General features: G+C 66.1%; 18 protein-coding genes. 8 read left to right on the top strand and 10 right to left on the bottom strand.

Translation table 11 applies throughout. The annotated features are described in order from the left end of the window. Positions 1 to 103: 103 nt before the first annotated feature. Entirely contained in the window at positions 104 to 1,051 is a 948-nt protein-coding gene (locus FAZ98_RS15700; RefSeq protein WP_158952241.1) for a hypothetical protein, read from the bottom strand. 320 nt (positions 1,052 to 1,371) lie between these two features. Here FAZ98_RS15700 and FAZ98_RS15695 point away from each other — a divergent pair, with 320 nt between their 5' ends. After that, positions 1,372 to 2,283: a sterol desaturase family protein gene (locus FAZ98_RS15695; protein ID WP_158952240.1), complete on the top strand. Its 912-nt coding sequence runs from the start codon at positions 1,372 to 1,374 to the stop codon at positions 2,281 to 2,283. Positions 2,284 to 2,410: 127 nt separating this feature from the next. Further along, positions 2,411 to 3,127, top strand: coding sequence for an SDR family NAD(P)-dependent oxidoreductase (locus FAZ98_RS15690; protein WP_158952239.1), 717 nt, complete (start codon positions 2,411 to 2,413; stop codon positions 3,125 to 3,127). 62 nt (positions 3,128 to 3,189) lie between these two features. On the opposite strand, the gene FAZ98_RS15685 is transcribed toward FAZ98_RS15690, so the two are convergent. From FAZ98_RS15685 to FAZ98_RS15670, 4 genes are all read right to left on the bottom strand, one after another. Then, positions 3,190 to 3,561: a hypothetical protein gene (locus FAZ98_RS15685; RefSeq protein ID WP_158952238.1), complete on the bottom strand. Its 372-nt coding sequence runs from the start codon at positions 3,559 to 3,561 to the stop codon at positions 3,190 to 3,192. A gap of 145 nt (positions 3,562 to 3,706) precedes the next feature. Continuing rightward, entirely contained in the window at positions 3,707 to 5,176 is a 1,470-nt protein-coding gene (locus tag FAZ98_RS15680; RefSeq protein WP_158952237.1) for a PepSY-associated TM helix domain-containing protein, read from the bottom strand. Positions 5,177 to 5,220: 44 nt separating this feature from the next. Then, a complete protein-coding gene (locus FAZ98_RS15675) occupies positions 5,221 to 7,593 on the bottom strand; it encodes a TonB-dependent receptor (RefSeq protein WP_158952236.1) in 2,373 nt (790 codons plus the stop codon). A 123-nt stretch (positions 7,594 to 7,716) separates the two neighbouring features. Then, on the bottom strand, positions 7,717 to 8,091 hold the full coding sequence (locus FAZ98_RS15670; protein ID WP_158952235.1) for a DUF2946 domain-containing protein: 375 nt from the start codon (positions 8,089 to 8,091) through the stop codon (positions 7,717 to 7,719). Positions 8,092 to 8,304: 213 nt separating this feature from the next. On the opposite strand from FAZ98_RS15670, the gene FAZ98_RS15665 reads away from it, so the two are divergent. After that, the gene (locus FAZ98_RS15665; RefSeq protein WP_158952234.1) at positions 8,305 to 8,619 is read left to right on the top strand and encodes a hypothetical protein; all 315 of its coding nucleotides are present in this window, start codon (positions 8,305 to 8,307) and stop codon (positions 8,617 to 8,619) included. Between the two features lie 4 nt (positions 8,620 to 8,623). Here the strand turns inward: FAZ98_RS15665 and FAZ98_RS15660 are convergent, their stop codons facing one another. From FAZ98_RS15660 to FAZ98_RS15650, 3 genes are all read right to left on the bottom strand, one after another. Then, positions 8,624 to 11,980: an ATP-binding protein gene (locus FAZ98_RS15660; protein ID WP_158952233.1), complete on the bottom strand. Its 3,357-nt coding sequence runs from the start codon at positions 11,978 to 11,980 to the stop codon at positions 8,624 to 8,626. Continuing rightward, on the bottom strand, positions 11,980 to 12,642 hold the full coding sequence (locus tag FAZ98_RS15655) for a response regulator transcription factor (RefSeq protein WP_158952232.1): 663 nt from the start codon (positions 12,640 to 12,642) through the stop codon (positions 11,980 to 11,982). The genes FAZ98_RS15660 and FAZ98_RS15655 overlap by 1 nt, the downstream gene beginning before the upstream one ends. A 125-nt stretch (positions 12,643 to 12,767) precedes the next feature. Then, positions 12,768 to 13,241, bottom strand: coding sequence for a hypothetical protein (locus tag FAZ98_RS15650; RefSeq protein WP_158952231.1), 474 nt, complete (start codon positions 13,239 to 13,241; stop codon positions 12,768 to 12,770). A gap of 391 nt (positions 13,242 to 13,632) precedes the next feature. Between FAZ98_RS15650 and FAZ98_RS15645 the strand changes: the two genes are divergently transcribed. From FAZ98_RS15645 to FAZ98_RS15630, 4 genes are all read left to right on the top strand, one after another. Then, complete coding sequence (locus FAZ98_RS15645; RefSeq protein ID WP_158952230.1) at positions 13,633 to 14,223, top strand: BPSL1445 family SYLF domain-containing lipoprotein; 591 nt, start codon at positions 13,633 to 13,635, stop codon at positions 14,221 to 14,223. A 287-nt stretch (positions 14,224 to 14,510) separates the two neighbouring features. Beyond that, entirely contained in the window at positions 14,511 to 16,721 is a 2,211-nt protein-coding gene (locus FAZ98_RS15640; protein ID WP_158952229.1) for a thiamine pyrophosphate-dependent enzyme, read from the top strand. Between the two features lie 14 nt (positions 16,722 to 16,735). Beyond that, on the top strand, positions 16,736 to 18,247 hold the full coding sequence (locus FAZ98_RS15635; protein ID WP_158952228.1) for an indolepyruvate oxidoreductase subunit beta family protein: 1,512 nt from the start codon (positions 16,736 to 16,738) through the stop codon (positions 18,245 to 18,247). Between the two features lie 39 nt (positions 18,248 to 18,286). Then, complete coding sequence (locus FAZ98_RS15630; protein ID WP_158952227.1) at positions 18,287 to 18,721, top strand: acyl-CoA thioesterase; 435 nt, start codon at positions 18,287 to 18,289, stop codon at positions 18,719 to 18,721. 18 nt (positions 18,722 to 18,739) lie between these two features. On the opposite strand, the gene FAZ98_RS15625 is transcribed toward FAZ98_RS15630, so the two are convergent. Further along, positions 18,740 to 19,186 carry a MarR family winged helix-turn-helix transcriptional regulator gene (locus tag FAZ98_RS15625; RefSeq protein WP_158952226.1) on the bottom strand — a complete coding sequence of 149 codons (447 nt, stop codon included), beginning with the start codon at positions 19,184 to 19,186 and terminating at the stop codon, positions 18,740 to 18,742. A 233-nt stretch (positions 19,187 to 19,419) separates the two neighbouring features. On the opposite strand from FAZ98_RS15625, the gene FAZ98_RS15620 reads away from it, so the two are divergent. Next, on the top strand, positions 19,420 to 20,199 hold the full coding sequence (locus FAZ98_RS15620; RefSeq protein ID WP_158952225.1) for a cyclase family protein: 780 nt from the start codon (positions 19,420 to 19,422) through the stop codon (positions 20,197 to 20,199). A gap of 83 nt (positions 20,200 to 20,282) precedes the next feature. On the opposite strand, the gene surE is transcribed toward FAZ98_RS15620, so the two are convergent. Next, a complete protein-coding gene (surE, locus tag FAZ98_RS15615) occupies positions 20,283 to 21,071 on the bottom strand; it encodes a 5'/3'-nucleotidase SurE (RefSeq protein WP_158952224.1) in 789 nt (262 codons plus the stop codon). Positions 21,072 to 21,107: the final 36 nt, after the last annotated feature.

Below are 21,107 nucleotides of genomic sequence, written 5' to 3'. Positions count from 1 at the left end.
TGGACTCCGTTGGTTGGCCGGCCCAGCGTGCCGGCGCGTGATGACGATTAAAACGATGACGATTAAAACGATGACGGTTGCGACGTGACGGATGCGCCGGATTTCACGCCCAGTGCGCGGGCACCCAGAAGCCGCCCGCCCAATGGCCCGGCACCCAGACGGCCGGACGCGGCGCGATATACACGGGGCGCGGCAGCGGGCGCGCCACGTAGATGACCTTGGGCGCGGGCGGCGCGACATAAACGACCTTCGGAGCGGGCGCGGCCACGTACACAGTTTTCGGCGGCGGCGTGACGTACACCGGCTTCGGCGCGACGTACACGGTGCCGCCCGGCGGCGGGGCAACCACGACCGGCGCAGGCGCGGGCACGACAGCCACGGTGGTCCCGACGGTGGTGACCGATGCGCCGTGCACGACCGTCGCGCCACCCGTCGTGACGGTACCGCCGTGCACCACGGTCGAGCCGCCGCCCGTCGTGACGACGCCCGTGCCGATGCCGGTGGCGCCGCCCGCGTGAGACACGCTGCCGCCCGCGGGGCCGTTGACGGTGCCCGAGCGCCCGCAGGTCGAGCCCGCGCAACTGGCCGAGGCCGAATGGTCGTAGACGTTGCCGCTGCCCGTGGTGACCGTGCCGGTGGACGCATATTGGCCCGGCGCGGTGCGCGTCACGCTGCCCGAGGTCGTCGCGCTGCGGCCGTCCGAGCCCTCGAGCGAACCCGTGTGCGAGCAGGTGCCGTTCGCGCAGTTCGTGTCGCCCGAGTGTTGAACCGAACGCCCGTTCGGGCCAACCGCCGTGCCGCTGTTGGCGAACTGGCCGGGTGCGGTGCGCGTGACCGTGCCCGTGTTCGTGGCGACACCGCCCCAGGGGCCGACCACGCCGCCCGCATGCGAGCAGCTGCCGCCGCCGCACGAGCCGGCATGCGCGCCGTTGTAGGTGCCGTGCGGCGTGTAGGCGGTGCCGTGGCCGGACCAGCCGGCGAAGGCGGGCGCGCTGGCGAGACCGATAACGGCGCCAATGAGCGCGGGAGCCACGAGAGAGAGCGTTTTCATCACAAGTCCTTGAGTTCGTTGTTGCGATCGGCACGGCTGGCGTGTCAGCGGAACGAACTATAGGACCGCGCTTTTCCGATGTCGCGCACTGAAAAATGTCGCGCGGTTACACGGTTTGCGGAGCGGGCCCGCGCGCCGTGCCGCGCGGGCCAACGCGGCGCCGCACGGCACGGCGCGTGACATCGGGCGACATAGTTTGCGCGTGGTGTTTCGCGCGGCGCGCCTCTACAGTGCCACTCATTCGACGCGACACCGGGATTTTTCGCCGCTATGCGCCGCGTCTTCGTTCACCGCATTGACATCGAATCAGGCAGAGGATCATGCTCACCACCGGAAAAATCGCGTTGTATGTCACGTTGTTCATCGTCGGCGTTTCGTTGATCGAAGCGTGCGTGCTCACGTTCAAAAAGCGTCGCGCGTCGCAAGCCGCGTTCGACTGGTCCGAGGTCGGGCTCTCGCTCGCCGATCTCGCGGGGCGCAAACTGTTCGCGTTGCTGCCGCTCTCGCTGGCCACGCCGATCTTCGATTTCGCGTGGCAGCATCGGCTGTTCACGCTGCCGGTCGACAGCATGCTGCTCGCGCTGCCGATCTTTATCGGCCAGGAGTTCTGCTATTACTGGTATCACCGCGCGTCGCACCGCATCCGTTTCTTCTGGGCCACGCACGCGGTGCATCATTCGCCGAATCAGCTCACGCTGTCTTCGGCTTACCGGCTCGGCTGGACCGGCAAACTCACGGGCCCGGCGATGTTTTTCGCGCCGCTCGTGTGGCTCGGCGTGCGCCCCGAAGTGGTGCTCGCGATCCTGTCGTTCAATCTGCTGTACCAGTTCTGGCTGCACACCACGTGGATTCCGAAGCTCGGCTGGTTCGAGTCCGTGTTCAACACGCCGTCGAATCACCGCGTGCATCATGCGTCGAATGTCGACTATCTCGACGCGAATTACGGCGGAGTCCTGATTATTTTCGATCGGCTGTTCGGCACTTATGTCGAAGAGCGCGCCGACGAACCGTGCCGTTATGGCCTCGTCACGCCCACGCGGTCGCGCAATCCGCTCGTCGTCGAACTGGAACATTGGGGCACACTGTTGCGCGACGTGTTCACGGCGCGCGATCTCTGGACGGCGCTGCGCTACGTGTTCCTGCCGCCGGGCTGGAGCGCCGACGGCCACGGCGAAACCACCGAGAATCTGCGCCAGCAACGCGCGCTCGCACCGGTGCGCACGAAAGTATGAGCGGCGCCGCAAGGCGCATTCGCGGTTGCCCGATGCCGCCGCCTCGCGTAACGTTGCGCCAGCGGCGTTTGCATGCAAAGTGCGGCGCGTATCGAAACACTTGCATCGAGGTAGGAAGGTTATGGAAATGCGTTCGAATGAAACACTGAGCGGCAAGATCGTGGCGATCACGGGCGGCTTCGGCAGCCTCGGCATGGCCACGGCGCAAGGACTCGCGCAGCGCGGCGCGCGCGTGGCATTGATCGGCCGCGGCGCGGCGCCCGAGGCGAGCACGTTGCCCGCGTCGCTCGAGAACGCGTTGTGCGTGGGCGGTGTCGATCTCGTCGACGCGAACGCGGCATTGGCGGCGTTTCGCGAGGTGCAAACGACACTCGGTGCAATCGACGCGCTGGTGAACACGGCGGGCGCATTCCGCTGGGAAACCATTGCCGAAGGCGACGCGAGCACGTGGGACCTGATGTTCGATCTCAACGTGAAAACGGCGCTCAATGCCGCGAAGGCCGCCATGCCTTATTTGGTGGCGAGCGGCGCGGGTCGTATCGTCAATATCGGCGCGGGCGCGGGGCAAAAGGCGGGCTTGGGGATGGGCGCTTACGCGGCTTCGAAGGCAGGCGTGGCGCGCTTGACCGAGGCGCTTGCCGAAGAGTTGAAGGACAAGCGCGTGACCGTGAATGCGATTCTGCCGAGCATTATCGACACGCCGCAAAATCGCACTGACATGCCTGACGCCGATTTTTCGCGCTGGGTGCCGGCGGCCGAGATTGCCGCGCTGATCGCGTTCCTGCTGAGCGCCGAGGCGCAATCGATCACGGGCGCTTCGATTCCGGTGAACGGGCGCGTGTAAATGTCAGCCTGAAGGCGGCACGTGCGGGCGGCGCGTGCGCCGCGAGCACACGATCGCTAACGTCAGCGCCCGCGGCCGCCGTGGCCCATGCCCATGCCGCCGCCTTGCCACGTGCCGCCACCGCCGTGCCAACCGCCGCCACCGCCATGCCAGCCGCCGTGGCCGCCGTGCCATCCGCCGTGATTCCAGCCGTGGTGGTAGTAGCAGCAACCGCCGCCGCCCCAGATGGCGATGCCGCCATAACCCGCGCCGAAATAGCCCGGGTAGTAGCCGTAACCATAAGCGTAGGGCGCGCCGTAATCGTAGGGGTACGCGTAGTCGTAGCCATAGCCGCCGTAATAGCCGGGGTAATAGCCATACCCTTGATACGGTGGCCACGCGACGCAGCCCGCGAGGACTGCCGCCGCACTCAATGCCGAAATGAGCCGCAACACGATGATCTCCCGGAGATACACGTTTGAAACCGGACCGTGCCGCCGGGTTCAGACGCAATTGTGTCCGCAGATTACCGCAGCGCGTGGACCTTTGCTTACCTTCTCGATGACGAGCGTTGATGCGCTTTGATACGCGCTTCGATCGTCAGGAAGACGACAGCCTCGCCGCGCGGCCGAAGGCAACGCGATCGAGCAACCACACGGCCACGAGCGTCGCGCCCATCAGCGGAAACACGATGCCGAGCAGCACGAGGCCCGTTTTCCAGGCGCGCAGCGGCGGCGCGGCGCGTTCACGCGAAGGCGCAGCCAGGCCGCTCGCACGCGCGGGACGACGCAGCCACCACATCACGAAACCCGTCACCGCGAGCGCGCCCAGCCCCAGCGAAATCGCCGCGCAAATCAACTGATTCGCGAGACCGAAGTAGCGGCCCATATGCAGGGAAGTGCCATACGAAACGGCTTGCGAAATCGCGCCGTAATCTTCATATCGAATGTCCTTGAGCACGGCACCGCTGTACTGGTCGATATACACGGTGCGCTCGGCCTTCGGATCGGGCGGGAAGTACGAGACCGTATACACACCGTCGCGCGTGGCGGGCAGGGCGATGTCGTAGCCGCTCTGCACGCCGAGCGCACGCATTTGCGCGAGGACCTGGTCGAGCGTCCAGCGCGGACCGTTCGCGCCGGATGGCGCGGTATCCGGCGATTGCGGCACGGGCATCGCGCCCACGGCCCAAGGCACGAGCGGCAGTGGCAAGTCGTCCATGACCATGCCGGGCATCGACGCCATGTCGTGGCCCGCATGCGCGGAGTGACCGGCGGCCGCGTTCGTGTGGGTGTCTTTTGCGGCCGCACCCGGTATCGACGAGGTCAGTCGCAAGCCGCCCCACGACCCTTCCGGCGCACCGAGACTCAGGCGCGTGGCGAGCGCCTTGAACTGCTGGCCCCACGAACCCGTCCAGGGCAGGCCGCTCAGCACGAACGCGAGCGCGCCCGCCGCGAGCCAGATGCCGACGAACGCGTGCAGGCTTTTCCAGAACGGCCGCCCCTGCGCGCGCCAGCGCGGCAGCAACGCCGCGCGCAACGTGGTGCCCGCGCGCGGCCACCAGAGCGCGACGCCCGTGCCGATCATCACGAGCGTCCAGCACGCGGCCAGTTCCATCAGCAGTTCGCCGGGCTTGCCGAGCAGGAGCTTGCGATGCAGCATGCGATCGATTTGCATGAAGCGCCGATCGACGTCGAGCGTGCCGAGCACCGCGCCATCGTAGGGGTTCACGTAAACGCTTTGCTTCGTGCCGTCCGGCAGCGCGAACACAAATTCCGCGCTGCGCGCGGGATTCGACTCGACATGCGCGCGCAACGCTCGCGCGCCGGGCGGCAAGGCGTTGTGTGCGCGAGCCAGCAACGCATCGGTGGGCAAACGCGGCGAGGCTTGCGGCGCCACCACGAGCCGATGCGGATACAGCAACGGCTCGATCTGCGGCTGGAAGCAATAGATCGTGCCCGTGATCGCCAGCACCACGAGAAAGGGCATGACGAAGAGGCCGGCATAAAAATGCCAGCGCCACAGCGTGCGATAACCGGGCTGCGCCGAGGCAATGGTTCGATCGGACATGACTGTCTCCTTGCTCAATGAATCAGGATTACGAATCAAAGGATTCAGATGCCGAGCTTCGCTTCGACATAGAACGTGCGGCCCGGATAGGGGTGATAGACGAAGTAGCGCGTGTCGAAAATATTGTCGATGCCCACGCCGATCTCGCTCTTTTTCGTCGGCCTGTAGGTGAATTTCGCATCGGCGACGATATAGCTGCTGGTGCCGCCGAACACGTCCGGATTCGTATCGGTATTGGTGAGCGTGTTGTACTGCCGCCCCGAATAGCGCGCGGCCAGCGTCATGGCCGAATGCGCGTCGAAACGCCAGGTGGCGACCGCATTCACGCGCCACAGCGGAATGCGATAGAAGTACTTGCCCACGCTGGCCGGGTTCTGCGCGTTCTCGACGATCTTCGACTGCGTATAAGCCACACTCGCGCCGAAGTCGAAACCGCGCAGGACCACGTCTTCGCCTTGATAACTGGTTTCCACGCCGCGCGAGCGCACTTTGCCGATGTTCTGGAAATTCGTGACGTTGGGAATCACGGTCGTGTCGGTCTGGCTGAAGATCGTGTTCTTCACGTCGTCCTGAAACAGCGTGAAGCGAAACAGACCGTTCCAGTGCGCCCATTCGGCGCTCAGCTCTTTCGAGAGATCGTTTTCGGGGCGCAGGTTCGGATTGTTGTTGACGATCGAGGAGCCGTTCACTTGCCCCTGGAACAGTTCGCTCACCGTGGGGAAGCGGTACGCGCGCGCGATGGAGGCGCGCAACGTGAGGTCGTCGGTGAGATCGAACGAGAGCGAGGCTTTCGGGGAATAGTGGCGATCGCCCACGTTCGCATACGGCACCGTCGCGCCGCCGAGCGCCTGATACCCGTCGTACGCGTGCCAGTCTTCGTAGCGCACGCCGTACACGAGTTTCCAGCGCGGCAGAAAGCGCCAGGCGTCCTGCGCGTAGACGGCCTGGGTTTCCGTTTTGCCCGCGAATGCGTTGGCGAAACTGGCCGCGCCGCCATCGCGCCACGCGAGCGTGTTGTAGGTCTGGTTGTCGAGCGCGTAGTCGTCGTAGTGATAGCCGAACGTGAGCCAGTGCGCGCCAGGTCCGGCGGTGGGCGTGGCCGGTGTCCACGTGGCTTTGAGATCGAGCGTTTTCCAGCCGGTGCCGTTGCCGAGCGTCATTGTGCCGGGACCGTTGCCCGGGCCGCCCGCGTTGGCCGTGCGTGCCACGCTGTTGCTCACGTCGTAGTACGAAGCGATGGCTTCGGCGTTCCAGCCCGTGGCCTGATGCGTACGCAGCGAGGCGCCGTAGAGCCAGTTCTCGCTCCAGCCGCGGCTGGGCGCGAGCGCGGCGGCGGGAATGCTGTACTCGTAGCCGTTGATCGAGACGTTTCCGCTATAGATCGGTTTGCCGTTCGCGTCGTAGAGAAACGTCGAGGCCGCGCTGTCGTAGGTTTGATGCCAGTAGCCGAGTGTCACGCCGCCTTGCACCGTGGGCGTGAAGTCGTACTGCATGCGCAGCTTGAACTGGTCCTGCACGGTGTGCTCGATGCCTTCGCCGTTCACGCCGAGCACGACCGTGGGCGTGTTGGTCTGATTGTTGTAGAAGTACGCGCCATGCACGGGCACGTCGCCGGCCTGGGCCGGTTTCGTCGATTGGGACAGCGTGGCGAACTGCAGCGGCTGGCTGGTGTTCTCCAGATGATTCACGCCCAGCAGGTAGGAAAATTTGCCGATGCGGTCGCCGATCGACGCGCTCGTTTCGCTGCCGTTGAAGTTCTGGTTGACACCATACAGGCTGAAATGCTGCGTGAACGCCTTCACGTCGGCGGTGGCCTCGAACTGCTTCGGCATGCGCGTGGTGATGAGCACGGTCGCGCCGAGCGAATTGCCGGGATAGAGCGCGGAATACGGGCCGTAAATCACGTCCACCTGCTGGATCTGGTCGGGGAACACCATCGACCAGCGCGGCGGAAAGCTATAGCTGTTGCCGAGCAGATTCGAGAGCAGCAGGCCGTCGGCATACACCAGGCCGCGCGCGCTCTGCGAGTTGCTCGTGCCGCGCACCGCGATGATCGAATTCAGGTCGCCGGTGAAGCGCTTGCGCACCGCGAGATTCGGCAGGTACTTGAGCACGTCTTCGGTGTTGACGACGTTCCAGTTGCGAAACTGCGCAGGCGTGACGGTTTCGACCGTGGCCGGCAGATTGGGGTCGACGGCGGGCGTGGCGGCGCCGGCCGACGAACTGCCGCTTGCACTGACGCTGACCGTGGGCAGCGTGGCCGAATCGGCGGCGGCTGGCGTTTGCGCAGCGGCGAACGGCGCGGCGAGAGAAAGGGGCACGAAGCCGAGCGCGAAGCGCCAGGCGTGCCGCAGCGCGCGCGGCGTTGCGCGTTCGCGGGGGCGAACGCCAGCGCCACGCGTAACGGGCGTGGACATGAAGCGGTTTCCTGATAGGGATGAGCGAATGGCCGCGCGCGCGAATGCATCACGAAGATCGAACGATGCCGATGTGTGCAGGTGCACACGATCGACGCGCGGATCAACGGCCGGGAGCGGAAATCAGGAAACGACGGGTGGGGCGCGCGGCCTGCCCGAAGGGAAGGCGCCTAAGGGGACGAAGCGGGTGGAAAGCGGCGCCACGGCCTCGCGTGCGACCGCGAGCGCGGGCATGGGCTCGGGGACGGCAACGGAGGGCATCGCCACGTGATGTTCGAGCAGATGGCAGTAGCCGCAGGCGCCGAAGGCGTCGTCGTGCGAAAGATGCTGCACGTCCGGCGTATTCGACGCGGGCTGCAAGGCCGAACACAGCGCGGAAACCGGCTCGTGCGCGTGTTGCGCGGCCACGAGTTGACTCACGAGCGGCGCAAGCACGATGAGCCACATGGCGACGAGGCCAGCCCATGCGGTCAGCAGTGAATGCTTGCGAAGGTTCATGAGAATGAGAGCGATTGCGCGGCGCAGTCTAACACGCTGCGCCGTTTTTGAGCATGCCCGAAAGCCCTTCTGAGGGCGGTTATCAGCGCGGCACCATGTCGCGGCGGCAAGTGTTTTAGAAGGGCTTCGATAGGCCGGGCAAGCGGTGCGCGCGATCATCGGCATCATCGATACGACGCCAAGGAGCCGCCCCGAAAGGGCGGGAACGCTCTCATGTCAGCCTTCGGTTTTCGCCGCGCACCGGGTGTGCGCTGGACGCCCAGTTTGCGGTTTCATCAAGCCGCCTCGGGCGACGACACGCGTACCTCATTCGCGCCCATGGCGCGCGGTGCGCACGAAACGGTTTGCGATCTCGCGCTGCCGCCTGCCTTTGCGCTGCGCAGGGAGGCGTGCCAACCGGTGACGCCACGCTCGACGCAATGCTGTCCGGTCGAAGCCACGGCGTTGCGGCAATGGTGCGTGCGCCTGCAACGCGGTGCCTGTCCGCTGCAAGCGCAGGGGGCACCCGAGTTCCTCAAGAAGCGCTGAGAGCTTACACGGCGTCGCGTTGCGCGGCCAGCGTGCGAAAGGCTTCGAGTTCCTCGGCCACGGCCGCTGCGAGATCGCTCACGTCGTCGGTCCATGCGCCGGCTTCGCGCATCGTCGCGCGCAATTCGAGGCACGCTTCATTGAGCATCGAAGGGCCGAGCACGGCCACGCCTCCCGACACGCGATGCGCCCAGTCGCTCAGCCTTGCCCAGTCGCGCAGGCGGGCAATTTCAGCGTAATCGTCGAGATCGCGTTCGGCCTGCTCGACGAACAGCGGCGCGAGCGCGGGCGTGAGCGTGGGAAAGCGCGGCGGTTCATCGTCGCTATCCAGCGCTACGGATTCCTCATGATGTTGCGCCGGAACGACGATGGCCGCCGTAGCCGCGAGCACGCGCGCGAGGTCGGCCAGCGCGACCGGCTTGCTCAGATAGTCGGTGAATCCCAGCGCGCGGCCTTCTTCGATGTGCTCGGGCAACGCGTTGGAACTGAGCCCGTAGATGCGCAGGTCGGGATAGCGCTCGCGCGCCGCCGCGAGCAATTCGAAGCCGTTCATGACGGGCATGTTGATGTCGGTGAGCACGAGGTCGACGTGGCGATCCTCGAGCCGCGCGAGCGCCTCTTCGCCGTCCTTCGCTTCCACGGTATGCGCGCCGAGCGTGCGCAACTGGTCGCGCAGCAAGCCGCGATTGAGCAGGTTGTCCTCGGCGATCAGGACGGTCAGGGCTGCGAAATGTTCGTCGGCTATTGCCGCAACCCGCGACGTCCCGGCAGGCGAATCGGCGTTGTTATCCCGAGTGGCGCGACCGTCGCGCGCGATCATCCGCGTGGCGGCGCGGATACCCGTGAGGCTGTACAGGCTCACTTCGACCGAACCGTCGTCGCGCACGATCGGCACGAGTGGGCCGTCCTGGCGTAGCCATACGATTTTCGCGCTGTCGGGCCAGAGCGTACGCACTTCGTCGCGCGTGAACTCGTCGGTGACGAGCAGGTAGTCGTGGCCGTCTTCGCGCGGCGTCTCGCCGGGTGTGAGAAAGGTCGGCGTGCTCGTGCGCGTATCGTAGAGATTCGCGAGCCATTCGCGATTCTCGGGCGCGCGGCAGAGCAACGCCGGATGCGCGTCGGGCAGCGTCCACGCCTCGCCGGCGCTGGGTTCGTCGGCGTCGGTTTCGACGTCTTCCACGTGGCGCAGCGGCAGCGTGACCGTTACCCGCGTGCCCACGCCTTGCGTGCTGTCGAGTTCGATGCGCCCCTGCATCAACGCCGCGAGCCGCGCGCAGATCGTCAGGCCGAGTCCGGTGCCGCGCGCCTGCGTGAGTCGATGCGCGTCGCCTTGCGTAAAGGGCTGAAAGAGCTGCGGCTTGAGGTCGTCGGGAATGCCGCCGCCCGAATCGCTCACGCCGAGCACCAGCGTGTCGTCGCGCCAGCGCGCGCGCAACACGATCTTGCCCGAGTGCGTGAACTTGAACGCGTTGCTCAGCAGGTTGTTGACGATCTGTGCCACGCGAATCGAATCGAATTGCCGTTGCGCCGGAATCGCGCGATCCATCACGAGGTAAAACGGCAGACGCTGACGCACCGCGAGCGGCGCATGCGCCAGCGCGATGCGCACCAGCAGCGCGGCGATCGAGCCCGGCGTTTCAGTGAGCTTCATCTGGCCCACGTCGATCTTCGAAAAATCGAGCACGTCGCTCACGATCTGCAGCAATTCGGCGGCTGAAATCTCCATCGCCTGCACGCGCGCGCCTTGTTCGGGCGCGAGCGGCCCGCGCGCCACCAGTTCGATATTGCCGACGAGCGACGCGAGCGGCGTGCGAATCTCGTGGCTCATCGCCGCGAAGAAACTGACTTTGGCGCGTGCGGCCTCGTCGCTCAGGCGTTTCGCTTCGCGCAACAGGCGTTCGACCTCGTAATGCTTCGACATGTCCGTGACGGCGCAGAACATCACGTCTTCGCGGTTCATGGTGGCGGGCGCGTAAGTGATCGCGAGATGAATCGATTCGGGATCCTGACGAGTCAGCGAAAACGGCAGTTCATACACCGGCGTGGCGTGTTCGCGCGTCACGACGTCGGGCCAGCCCGGCTGGGTTTCGAACGCGGCGCAGAGCGCGGTTGGCAGACGCGTGGCGGTGGCGTCGAGGCCCAGCACGTTGCGCACGATCTGGTTCGCCACGACGATCTCGAAGTTGCTGCGCTTCACGATGCACAGCCCCACAGGCGTGGCGTGCACGAGCAGGTGATTGAGCAGTTCGCCTTCGAGCGCGCGCGCGGCTTCGTCGTAAGTGCGCTCGAGCACCTGCCGATTCCAGTAGCGCGTGAGCGCGATCAACATCGCGACGAGCGCCGCGGTCAGGCTCAGCACGAGCAGGAGCGGCGTGCGCATCAACGCGAGCCCGTCCGGCCAGGAAATCGCGACCATATAGTGGCCGAAGTCGTAGTCGAGCGGCGGGACGCGGCGCACCCAGCCAAAGCTCGGGATCACGTGGTAGCTGCCCGCCACGAGCCTCGCAACACGCTGATCGAGCGCTTGCGCGCGGGCGGCGGGCAGCGGGCTGTCCAGCACGGCATTGTCGGCGTCGAACAGGGTGGCGAACGGCGTGCCGGTGTCGGGCGAAGACGCGCGGGCGAGCGCGGCGGGATCCACGGAGGTGATGACGAGGGCGTAGGGCTTGCCGTCCTTGAGCACGTTCAGCGCGCCGTACACCACGTCGAGCGGCACGCCGCTGCCCGGCGGCGCGCGAAACCACGTCACCCTGACATCGTGCGCGGCCGAGACCGGGTCCGCGCCGCGCGAGGTCATGCGCAAGAGAGCGGCGTCCACGAGCAGGTGCGCGGCATCGGCCACGCGCGCGTTGCTGTCAGCGAGTACGCGCGCATCGGTCGCGAGCTGGGAGCCGTACGCCGCGCTGCCGTCCAGGCGCAGATACAGCAGCGGCTCGTCGTCGTCGATCCTCGCCGCGAGCTGGGCCGCGCGTTCGCAACTGCGGCGCAGGTCGGGGGACGTGTCGAGTTCGGCGGACAGCGGCGTGCAAAGCGGCTGCGGGGCGGCGGCGGCATGGTCGTCGGTGCTCGATGCCTGTTGCGCCGCGAGCACCGTGGCCGCGCCGGTCAGCAGCGCCTTGCGGCGGTCGAGCAACTTGTCGAGTTGCGCGCTGGTTTCGCGCACACGCAGCGCCTGCGCCTGCAGCATGCCGAAGCCGATACTGCCGAGCGCGACCGCCGCCATGCAGAGCGCCGCGAAAATCAGCAGCGCCGTGAGCATGGTGAACACGCGCCGTTCGCGCCTCAGGCTGCGTTCGAGCGCCGCGACGGCGTCGGCGGGCGAGCGCTGCGTCAGGGCGTCCAGCCGGTGGGCGCGGAACATCACGCAAAGCCGTGTTCAGCGGCGTAGCGAATCAGATCCGCATTGGAGTCGAGATGGAGCTTGCGCATCGCGGCGCGCTTTTGCGTGGCGACCGTCGTCACGGAACGGTTGAGGCGTTTCGAGATTTCGGTAACGCTCAAGCCGCCCGCGAACAGCCGCACGACTTCGAGTTCGCGCGGCGAGAGCGGGTGGCTGCGCTGAAACTCTTCCGCGGTCGAGCCTTCCTTCGCAAGCCGTTCGGCGATGCGTGCCGAGAGTGCCGTGCCCGCTTCCGTCAGGGCGCGCTGGCAGACGTCGCCGAGCGTCGGAATTGGCTCGTCCTTGCCGATCAGTCCGGCTACGCCGAGCTGCGCGAGTTCGTGCAGGATGCCGCCGTTCGTGAGCATCGTGAAGACGACGACCGGCGTATTGGGATATTGGCGCCGCAAGCGGCTGATGAGGCGCAGGCCGTCTTCGTCCTCGAGTTCGCCCTGCATCGAGAAGTCGGTGACGATCAGGTCGCACTGCGCGCCGCGCAAGGCGTCCATGAGGTCCGCGCCGGTGTTGGCTCGCGCGACGACCTTGAAGCGCGGCACGGAGTTGAGGTAATCGCTGATGGCCGTGAGGACGACCGGATGATCGTCGGCCACCACGATCCGCACGTCTTGCGTTGCATTCGTCATGGTCTTGAGCGTGTCGCCTGTAAGCGTTATCTGAAGGGCGTCGACTCAGAGCCTGACAGCAAACGTCGCGCGCGTAGAAAGGCTCTGGTTCATTATATGTCAGTGTTTTTTGATCGATGTCAGAGTTAGCCCGCAGGCGTGTCGGCTTTTGCTGTCGCCGCGGCGGCGGCGCAGTCAGCGTGGAAACAGGCCACCATGAACTGGGTCCGTGCGCCGTTGGCGCCGGTGCAGGTCTGGCTGCACGGGCGCGTGGGCATGGGCGTATTGCGTAGCGGCGTGATCCGGCGAGCCGGGCGGCGCGCGGCATCGACCGAAATGGCGGAAACGGCGGAAACGGCGGTTCGACGCTCGGGCGGCGCGAAGCGGCTTGCCGTGAGGAACAGGAGCGCCCAGACGCTCATGGTGCCCGCGAGCGTCGCGGCCGTGGCGGGCAGCCAGAAAGCCGCGCCGGGTGCGCGCCAGATCAGCAGCAGCATCGCGAAGAAGCCCAGGTAGAACAGCGGCAGCAGCCACACGCCGGCGCGGCTCGCGCGGTCGCACGCGCGAGCGAGCGCGGTACGGGGCGTCGGGGAGGGGGAGGCGGGGCGGCTCGCAGGCATGACGGTTCGCTAGGGACGGGATCGGATCGGCCAAAACAGGGCATTCGCTGGGCGATTTCGATTGCGCCAGCACGATCTCAATTTTGTCGATCGAGCACGCCGGTCGATATCGAAACAATTCGAGAAGCGGCCTGCGCGAGTTGTCCGTTCGGCCAGCGCGCGGCATGGCGGCACCGCGCGCCAGGCCCGAAAATCGAACTCGATGCCCGTTGCAGGGTCCTATCTCGCCAGGGATAGCCGGACGTGGCCGCCTGCCCGTCCCATGCCGCCCGGCGTCTCGCGGACCTATTGGGGCCATAAAGACGGCCACGCGCGCTATCCTGTGAGACCTGCGTGTCCGCCACGGCGGGTGCGCGCCATCATCGAAGCCCTTTTCTACAGGAATCCGCCCATGCGCCGACGTCAATTTCTCCTCAGCTCCAGTGCGGCGCTCGCCGCCAGCGGTCTCGCGCTCGCCGGCTGCACGACCACGCCGCTGGGTTCGCAGGACAGCGCCGCGCAGAACGCGGCCAAACGCAATGCCATCGACTCGGGCGTGGACGCCACGCTCACGCGCCTTTACAGCACGGTGGCGGGCTCGCAGGAACTGATTTCGAAGGCGAGCGGCGTGCTCGTGTTCCCGCGCGTTCTGGCGGCGGGCTTCTGGTTCGGCGGCCAGTACGGTACGGGCGCGCTGCGCGTGGGCGGCCGAACCTCGGGTTACTACAGCACCGTGGCCGGTTCGTTCGGCTTGCAGATCGGCGCGCAGTCGAAGGCCATCATCTTCGCGTTCATGAACGACGGCGCGCTGGCCGACTTCACGCGCAGCCAGGGTTGGTCGGCGGGCGCGGACGCCACCGTCGCGGTCGTGACCGTGGGCGCGAACGGCAATGTCGATACCTCCACGGCCACGAGCCCGGTCGAGGCGTTCGTGCTCACCAACGCGGGCCTGATGGCCGGTGTCTCGCTCGAAGGCGTGAAGGTCTCGCGCCTCGTCATCTAGTTCGCTGCGGCGGCGGGCGCACGGCGCGCCCGCCGCGATGCTGCACCGCAGCGTCGGCGCCTGCGCGCAGGTCTTTTTCGCGGCATCCCTCACGCCGTGATTCCCGAATCATTTTGAATGTTGTAGCGTGCGAAATTAGCCCTCGCGCAAGGCTGGCGCTCGTACGCCGGAAGGCCTTTTCGCAGGGTTAACTATGATTTTGGAAATATTTAAATCTAAACTATACTTGCCCCACGCATGACGATGCGACGTCGTGCGCCACGAGTCGATCATCGGAAGGGACGGTCATGGCAGAGCGGTCGTTTGTCGAGGAAGTGAAGAAGCTGCGTCTCGGCGCAGGCGAGGTGTTCAGCGGCGAAGGCATTCTCGCCGTCACGAAGGCGCTACTGGAATCGGGCGTGGCCTACGTGGCCGGCTACCAGGGTGCGCCCATTTCCCATTTGATGGATGTGCTCGCCGACGCGCAGGACATCCTCTCCGAGCACGGCATCCGCTTCGAGAACAGCGCGAGCGAAGCCACGGCGGCGGCCTCGCTGGCCGCGTCGGTCAACTATCCGCTGCGCGGCGCGGTCACCTTCAAGGCGACCGTGGGCACCAACGTGGCCTCGGACGCGCTCGCCAATCTCGCCTCGGGCGGCGTGACGGGCGGCGCGCTCATCATCGTCGGCGAAGATTACGGCGAAGGCTCGTCGATCATGCAGGAACGCAGCCACGCATTCGCGATGAAGTCGCAGATCTGGCTGCTCGATCCGCGCCCGAACCTGCCGTGCATCGTGCAGGCCGTGAAGGACGGCTTCGATCTCTCCGAGGCGAGCAGCACGCCCGTGATGCTGCAATTGCGGATTCGCGCGTGCCACGTGCATGGCCAGTTCGTCGCGTCCGACAACCGCCGGCCGTCGTTCACGATCCAGCAGGCGCTCGATCAGCCGCGCCGCGACGTCGACCGCATCGTGCTGCCGCCCGCGAGCTTCCTGCACGAGCGCGAAAAGATTCACGAGCGCTGGCCCGCGGCCGTGAAGTTCATCGAAGAACGTCAGCTCAACGAATTCTTTTCCGCCGATGCAGGCGATATCGGCATCGCGGTGCAGGGCGGCAGCTACAACACGGTGCTGCGCGCGCTGGAGCGTCTCGGTCTGGCGGATGTCTACGGCGAATCGGAAGTGCCGCTCTATGTGATGAACGTGGCGTATCCGCTCATCGACTCCGAATGGCAGCGTTTCTGCGCGGGCAAGCGCGCGGTGCTCGTGATCGAGGAAGGGCAGCCGAACTTCGTCGAGCAGAACGCGAGCGCGATCCTGCGCCAGCAAAACGTGGACGTCGCGCTGCACGGCAAGGACATGCTGCCGCTCGCGGGCGAGTACAACGCGGCCACGGTCATGAAGGGGCTGCGCACGTTCTTCGAGCGCTATGGCGTGCTCGAGCCGCAACCGCAGCCGCGCAAGGTGATTCCGGTGGCCGCCGTGCCGATGGATGCGCCCGCAACGAATACGGCGACGGCGGAGATCGACACGGCCGTGGCGGTGACGGAAGCGTTGCCCGCGCTCGATACCCACGTGCATGCGCGTCCGCCGGGCTTTTGCACGGGTTGTCCCGAGCGCCCGATCTTCACGGCGATGAAACTCGTCGAGCGCGAACTCGGCCCGCACCACGTGAGCGCCGACATCGGCTGCCACCTGTTCTCGATCCTGCCGCCGTTCAATCTCGGCGCGACGACGATGGGCTACGGGCTGGGCGGCGCGAGCGCTTCCGCGTTCAACACGAGCGGCAGCAAGCGCGCGATTTCGGTGATGGGCGACGGCGGCTTCTGGCACAACGGTCTCACGAGCGGCATCGCGAACGCGGTGTTCAATCGCAGCGACAACCTCACGATCGTCGTCGACAACAGCTATACGTCGGCCACGGGCGGCCAGGACATTCTCTCGTCGAAGGCGCTCAATCCCACCCGCAGCACGGGTCACGAAATCGAGCAGGCCGTGCGCGGCGTGGGCGTGAAATGGGTCAAGACGGTGCGCCGCACCTATGACCTCAAGACCATGATGGGCACGCTGCGCGAAGCGCTCACCACGGGTACGAAAGGCCCGAAGGTGCTGATCGCGCAGAGCGAGTGCATGCTCAACAAGCAGCGCCGCGAAAAGCCGAAGCAGCGCAAGGCCATTGCGGCGGGCGAACGCGTGGTGCGCGAGCGCTTCGGTGTGGATTCGGATACCTGTACCGGCGATCACTCGTGCATCCGCCTCTCCGGGTGTCCGTCGCTGTCGATCAAGCCGAACCCCGACCCGCTGCGCACCGACCCGGTCGCGAGCGTGCTCGACAGCTGCGTGGGTTGCGGTCTGTGCGGCGAGGTTTCGCATGCGGCGGTGCTGTGCCCGTCGTTCTACCGTGCGCAGATCATCAGCAATCCTACGAAATGGGACAAGCTGAAGCAGCGCGTGCGCGACGCGGTGATCGGCACGCTGCAACGTCGCGAAGCGGCCAAACGTGCGCGCTACGCGTTCTGAACCAGGGATTGACGATGACGAAGACACAACCGATCAAGATCGCGATTCTGGCGATGGGCGGCGAGGGCGGCGGCGTGCTCGCCGACTGGATCGTCGATCTCGGCGAGCATAACGGCTACTTCGCGCAAACGACTTCGGTGCCCGGCGTGGCGCAGCGTACCGGCGCGACCATCTATTACGTCGAGCTGTTTCCGCACGAAGCCAACGAGTCGCGTCCGCCCATTCTTGCGCTCATGCCACTACCCGGCGACGTGGACGTGGTGCTCGCCTCGGAGCTGATGGAAGCGGGTCGCGCGGTGCAGCGCGGCCTCGTGAGCGCGGACCGCACGACGCTCGTGGCCTCCACGCACCGCGTGTTTTCCATCGCCGAAAAAACCGCGATGGGCGACGGCCGCGTGGACAGCGAAGCGCTCGTGAAGCACGCGAGCCAGGCCGCGAAGCGCTTCGTGCGCTTCGACATGGCGCAGGCCGCGCAGGACACGGGCAGCGTGATCAGCGCCGTCCTGTTCGGCGCGCTCGCGGGCACGGGCGTGCTGCCGTTCAGCCGCAAGCAGTTCGAGGAAACCATCGAGCGCGGCGGCGTGGGCGTGAAGCCGAGCTTGCGCGCGTTCGATCTCGCCTATGGGCGCGCGAACGATGCGGGCGCCGAAACCAGCGATTACGCGGCGAAAATGCAGCCCGCCGGGCCCACGGCGGCGGCCGCGCCGCGCGATCCCGAGGTCGCGAAACTGGTCGAGCGCGTGCGCGCCGAACTGCCGGAAACGGCTCAGCCCTTCGCGCTCGAAGGCGTGCGCCGCTTGATCGACTATCAGGACCCGGCGTATGCGGGGTTCTATCTCGATCGCCTTGCTTCGCTGCGCCGCGCGATTCCCGATGCCGACGACACCTTGCTGCGCGAAACGGCGCGTTACCTCGCGCTCTGGATGTCGTATGAAGACGTGATTCGCGTGGCCGACCTCAAGACGCGCGGCACGCGTTTCGAGCGCGTGCGCGGCGAGGTCAACGCGAACGCGGAGCAGTTGCTGGCGATCAACGAGTTTATGCATCCGCGGCTGGAAGAAATCTGCGAAACGCTGCCGGCCGGTCTGGGCCGCTGGCTCGCGCAACCGCATTGGGTGAATCGTTTCGTGAGCGGTCACACGCAGGCGGGGCGCGTGGTGCAAACGAGTTCGCTGCGCGGCTATCTGATGCTGTACGTGATCGCGCGTTTGCGCGGCATGCGCCGCCGCACGCTGCGTTACGAGTTGGAAAACGCACGGATCGAAGCGTGGCTCGCGCAGATCGTCGCATCGGCGAAAATCAATCCCGCGCTCGCCACCGAGGTCGCGCAATGCCAGCGCATGGTGAAGGGCTACAGCGACACGCATGCGCGCGGGCTCAAGAACTACGAAACGGTGATGACTGCCGTGGTCAAGGCGGGCGCGAAGCTCGCACCCGCCACGCTGCGCGACCTGCGCGACGCCGCGCTCGCCGACGAACACGGCCACAAGCTGCGCGCGGCGCTCGCGCGGCACGCGCTGGCCTGAAATTCGCCGCGCCGCGCTAAAACAATGGGAGACGACTGCATGGCAACACCAACGTTCCGGCGCAGGCACAAGATCCACTTCTCGGAGTGCGACCCGGCCGGCATCGTGTTTTATCCGCAGTATTTCGTGCTGTTCAACGACTTGATCGAGGCGTGGTTCGACGAGATGCTGCCCGAGGGCTATCACGGTGTGATTGGCGGGCGGCGTGTCGGCATGCCGACGGTGCGGCTCGAAGTGGATTTCACGGCCGTGAGCAAGATGGGCGACGAAGTGTGGTTGTCGCTCGACGTCGAGCGATTGGGCGAGAAGTCGCTCACGCTCGCGTGGGCATGCACGGGTGCCGATGGCGTGCTGCGCATGGCCGCGCGCCAGACGCTCGTGACCACTTCGCTGGAGACTCACAAATCGATTGGCATGCCTGACGATATTCGCCGGGCGATCGAGACGGCGATGGCAGAGGGCGATCAGGCTTGAACGTGCGCCGCCCGGGTTTCAGGTGGGCGGCCGATGCAATTCGATGAGCAGGCGCAGCGTCGCTTTGAGTTCTTCGGCTTTCTCCTGGCCGAGCGGCGCGAGCACCTGCTCTTCGTGCGCTTTGGCTTGCTCCATCAGCGCGGACACGAGCTTCTGGCCGCGCGGCGTGATGCGCACGAGCGTGACGCGACGGTCCACTTCGTGCGGAATGCGCTTGACGTAACCCTGCGCTTCCATGCGGTCGAGCAGACGCGTGACCGTGGGCTGCTTGGTGACCGAGACCTGCGCGAGGCGGCCGATGCTCACGGCCTTGCCGTCGGAGAGTGTGGAGAGCACGCGCCAGTCGGAAACTTCGAAGCCGGCGGCCTGCACGATCACGTGGAATTCGCCGGAGATCAGCTGGCTGACCTGGGCGAGCAGTGCGGGCGTGTAACTGTCGACGAAGCTGGAAGTAGGCTGGCTCATACGTGGTATCGCGGAAAGCGGCGGCGGGAATCTGCACGCGACGGGGACTGCGCCCGTCGAGCCGCAAACATACCACGGCCCCGATTTATCGCGAGGCAGGTGTAAGAAAAAAGGGGTTAACCATGATTATGGATTAATTTATGCCTCAAGATAATCGGATCGCAGATAACCCCACGTGCCGGCGCGTGCGCCGCACATAACGATGACGCGCGAGTGATAACCAGGAGTGCAAGATGACGAGCAGTCTCGAACAACTGACCACCGGGCTGGCGAGCGGCCAGATTCGCGTGGTGGATCTGACGCAAACGCTCTCGCCGGAATTCCCGGCGCTGCAACTTCCGCCGCAGTTCGGGCAGGTGTGGGCGTTCAAGATGGAAAAGATCAGCCAGTACGACGAGCAGGGGCCCGGCTGGTACTGGAATAATTTTTCCTGCGGCGAGCACACCGGTACGCACTTCGATGCACCTGTGCACTGGATTTCCGGAAAGGACCACGCACAGAACGCCGTCGATACCATCGACGTCAAGAACTTTATTGCACCGGCGGTCGTGATCGATGCCAGCGCCGAGATTGCGGAAAACGACGACTGGCTGCTCACGGTCGGCTTTCTCGAAGCGTGGGAAGCGAAGCATGGCCGCATTCCGCGCGGCGCATGGGTGCTGCTGCGCTCGGACTGGTCGAAGCGCACCGACCCGGCCCAGTTCCTGAACCTGCGCGACGACGGCGCGCACACGCCGGGACCGACGCAGGAAGCCGTGGAATGGCTGATCGGCGAGCGCGAAGTGCATGGCTTCGGCGTGGAGACCATCAATACCGATGCGGGTCAGGCGTATAGCTGGCCGATTCCGTACCCGTGCCACACGCTCATGCACGGCTCGAACCGCTATGGCCTGCAGTGTTTGCGCAATCTCGATCAACTGCCGCCCACGGGCGCCGTGATCGTTTCCGCGCCGCTGAAGATCCAGGCGGGCTCGGGCAGCCCGCTGCGCGTGCTCGCGCTCGTGCAGGAGTGAGCGCCGACGATCCAGACGTTTTTCGTCTGGATCGCTTCGCTTTGTTGAGAAGCCGCGCGGCTTGACGCGATGCGTGTGCGCGATCAGGCGCCCGCGCCCAGCGCCGCCTGCAAGGTCGCAAAGGTCTTTTCGTCGGTGCGCTCGAAGTGCAGCGGCGTCACCGACACCCGGCCGGAGTTCACCACGGCCGTTTCGCTGTCGGGCCCGTTTTCGCGCGGCCCGCGATTGAAGCGCAGCCAGTGATAGTCGAGGCCGCGCGGATCGATTTGCGGCACCACGTCGATACCCTGCACGAGGCCCACGCCCTGACGCGTGACCGTGAGCGGACCGGCCGCGTTCGCATCGACATCGGGAAAATTCACGTTCAGGCACACGGGCGCGTCATGCGCGACCGACGCGAGCTGACGGATCACGTCGGGCGCGAGGGCCCGCGCCGTGTCCCAACGCACGCGTTCGCGGTCGCGGAAGGTCTGGCTCATCGCAATGGACGGCAGGCCGAGCAGCAGGCCCGTCATGGCCGCGCCCACCGTGCCCGAGAACATCGTCTCCACGCCGAGATTGCCGCCGCGATTGATGCCCGAAAGCACCAGCGAGGGCCGCACGTCGCCCATCAACTGACGCACGGCCATCACCACGCAATCGCCCGGTGTGCCGAGCACGCCGAAGCGCCGCTCGCCACGCCGGCTCACGCGCAGCGGCGTATGCAGGCTGATCGAATGCGAGGTGCCGCTCTGGTCGTGCTCGGGCGCGACGACCCAGACTTCGTGGGCGATTTCCGCGGCCACGGCTTCGAGTGTGGCGAGGCCCGGCGCGTCGATGCCGTCGTCGTTGGTGAGGAGCACGCAGGGGAGTTTGTCGTGGATATCGGACATGGCTGGCTCTGTCTTCGAGGCGAGTCGGGAAGCGGC

Source organism: Paraburkholderia acidisoli, from assembly GCF_009789675.1.
GTDB classification, from domain to species: Bacteria; Pseudomonadota; Gammaproteobacteria; order Burkholderiales; family Burkholderiaceae; genus Paraburkholderia; species Paraburkholderia acidisoli.
Note: the sequence above shows the minus strand (reverse complement) of the source record. Positions and strands in the feature narration are given on the sequence as shown.

Excerpts from the sequence above, each read along its gene's own strand:
- FAZ98_RS15655 (WP_158952232.1), bottom strand. The coding sequence starts at position 12,642 with ATGACGAATGCAACGCAAGACGTGCGGATCGTGGTGGCCGACGATCAT.
- FAZ98_RS15645 (WP_158952230.1), top strand. The coding sequence starts at position 13,633 with ATGCGCCGACGTCAATTTCTCCTCAGCTCCAGTGCGGCGCTCGCCGCC.
- surE (WP_158952224.1), bottom strand. The coding sequence starts at position 21,071 with ATGTCCGATATCCACGACAAACTCCCCTGCGTGCTCCTCACCAACGAC.
- FAZ98_RS15675 (WP_158952236.1), bottom strand. The coding sequence starts at position 7,593 with ATGTCCACGCCCGTTACGCGTGGCGCTGGCGTTCGCCCCCGCGAACGC.
- FAZ98_RS15700 (WP_158952241.1), bottom strand. The coding sequence starts at position 1,051 with ATGAAAACGCTCTCTCTCGTGGCTCCCGCGCTCATTGGCGCCGTTATC.
- FAZ98_RS15670 (WP_158952235.1), bottom strand. The coding sequence starts at position 8,091 with ATGAACCTTCGCAAGCATTCACTGCTGACCGCATGGGCTGGCCTCGTC.
- FAZ98_RS15695 (WP_158952240.1), top strand. The coding sequence starts at position 1,372 with ATGCTCACCACCGGAAAAATCGCGTTGTATGTCACGTTGTTCATCGTC.
- FAZ98_RS15690 (WP_158952239.1), top strand. The coding sequence starts at position 2,411 with ATGCGTTCGAATGAAACACTGAGCGGCAAGATCGTGGCGATCACGGGC.
- FAZ98_RS15665 (WP_158952234.1), top strand. The coding sequence starts at position 8,305 with ATGTCAGCCTTCGGTTTTCGCCGCGCACCGGGTGTGCGCTGGACGCCC.
- FAZ98_RS15680 (WP_158952237.1), bottom strand. The coding sequence starts at position 5,176 with ATGTCCGATCGAACCATTGCCTCGGCGCAGCCCGGTTATCGCACGCTG.
- FAZ98_RS15620 (WP_158952225.1), top strand. The coding sequence starts at position 19,420 with ATGACGAGCAGTCTCGAACAACTGACCACCGGGCTGGCGAGCGGCCAG.
- FAZ98_RS15650 (WP_158952231.1), bottom strand. The coding sequence starts at position 13,241 with ATGCCTGCGAGCCGCCCCGCCTCCCCCTCCCCGACGCCCCGTACCGCG.
- FAZ98_RS15635 (WP_158952228.1), top strand. The coding sequence starts at position 16,736 with ATGACGAAGACACAACCGATCAAGATCGCGATTCTGGCGATGGGCGGC.
- FAZ98_RS15625 (WP_158952226.1), bottom strand. The coding sequence starts at position 19,186 with ATGAGCCAGCCTACTTCCAGCTTCGTCGACAGTTACACGCCCGCACTG.
- FAZ98_RS15660 (WP_158952233.1), bottom strand. The coding sequence starts at position 11,980 with ATGTTCCGCGCCCACCGGCTGGACGCCCTGACGCAGCGCTCGCCCGCC.
- FAZ98_RS15630 (WP_158952227.1), top strand. The coding sequence starts at position 18,287 with ATGGCAACACCAACGTTCCGGCGCAGGCACAAGATCCACTTCTCGGAG.
- FAZ98_RS15640 (WP_158952229.1), top strand. The coding sequence starts at position 14,511 with ATGGCAGAGCGGTCGTTTGTCGAGGAAGTGAAGAAGCTGCGTCTCGGC.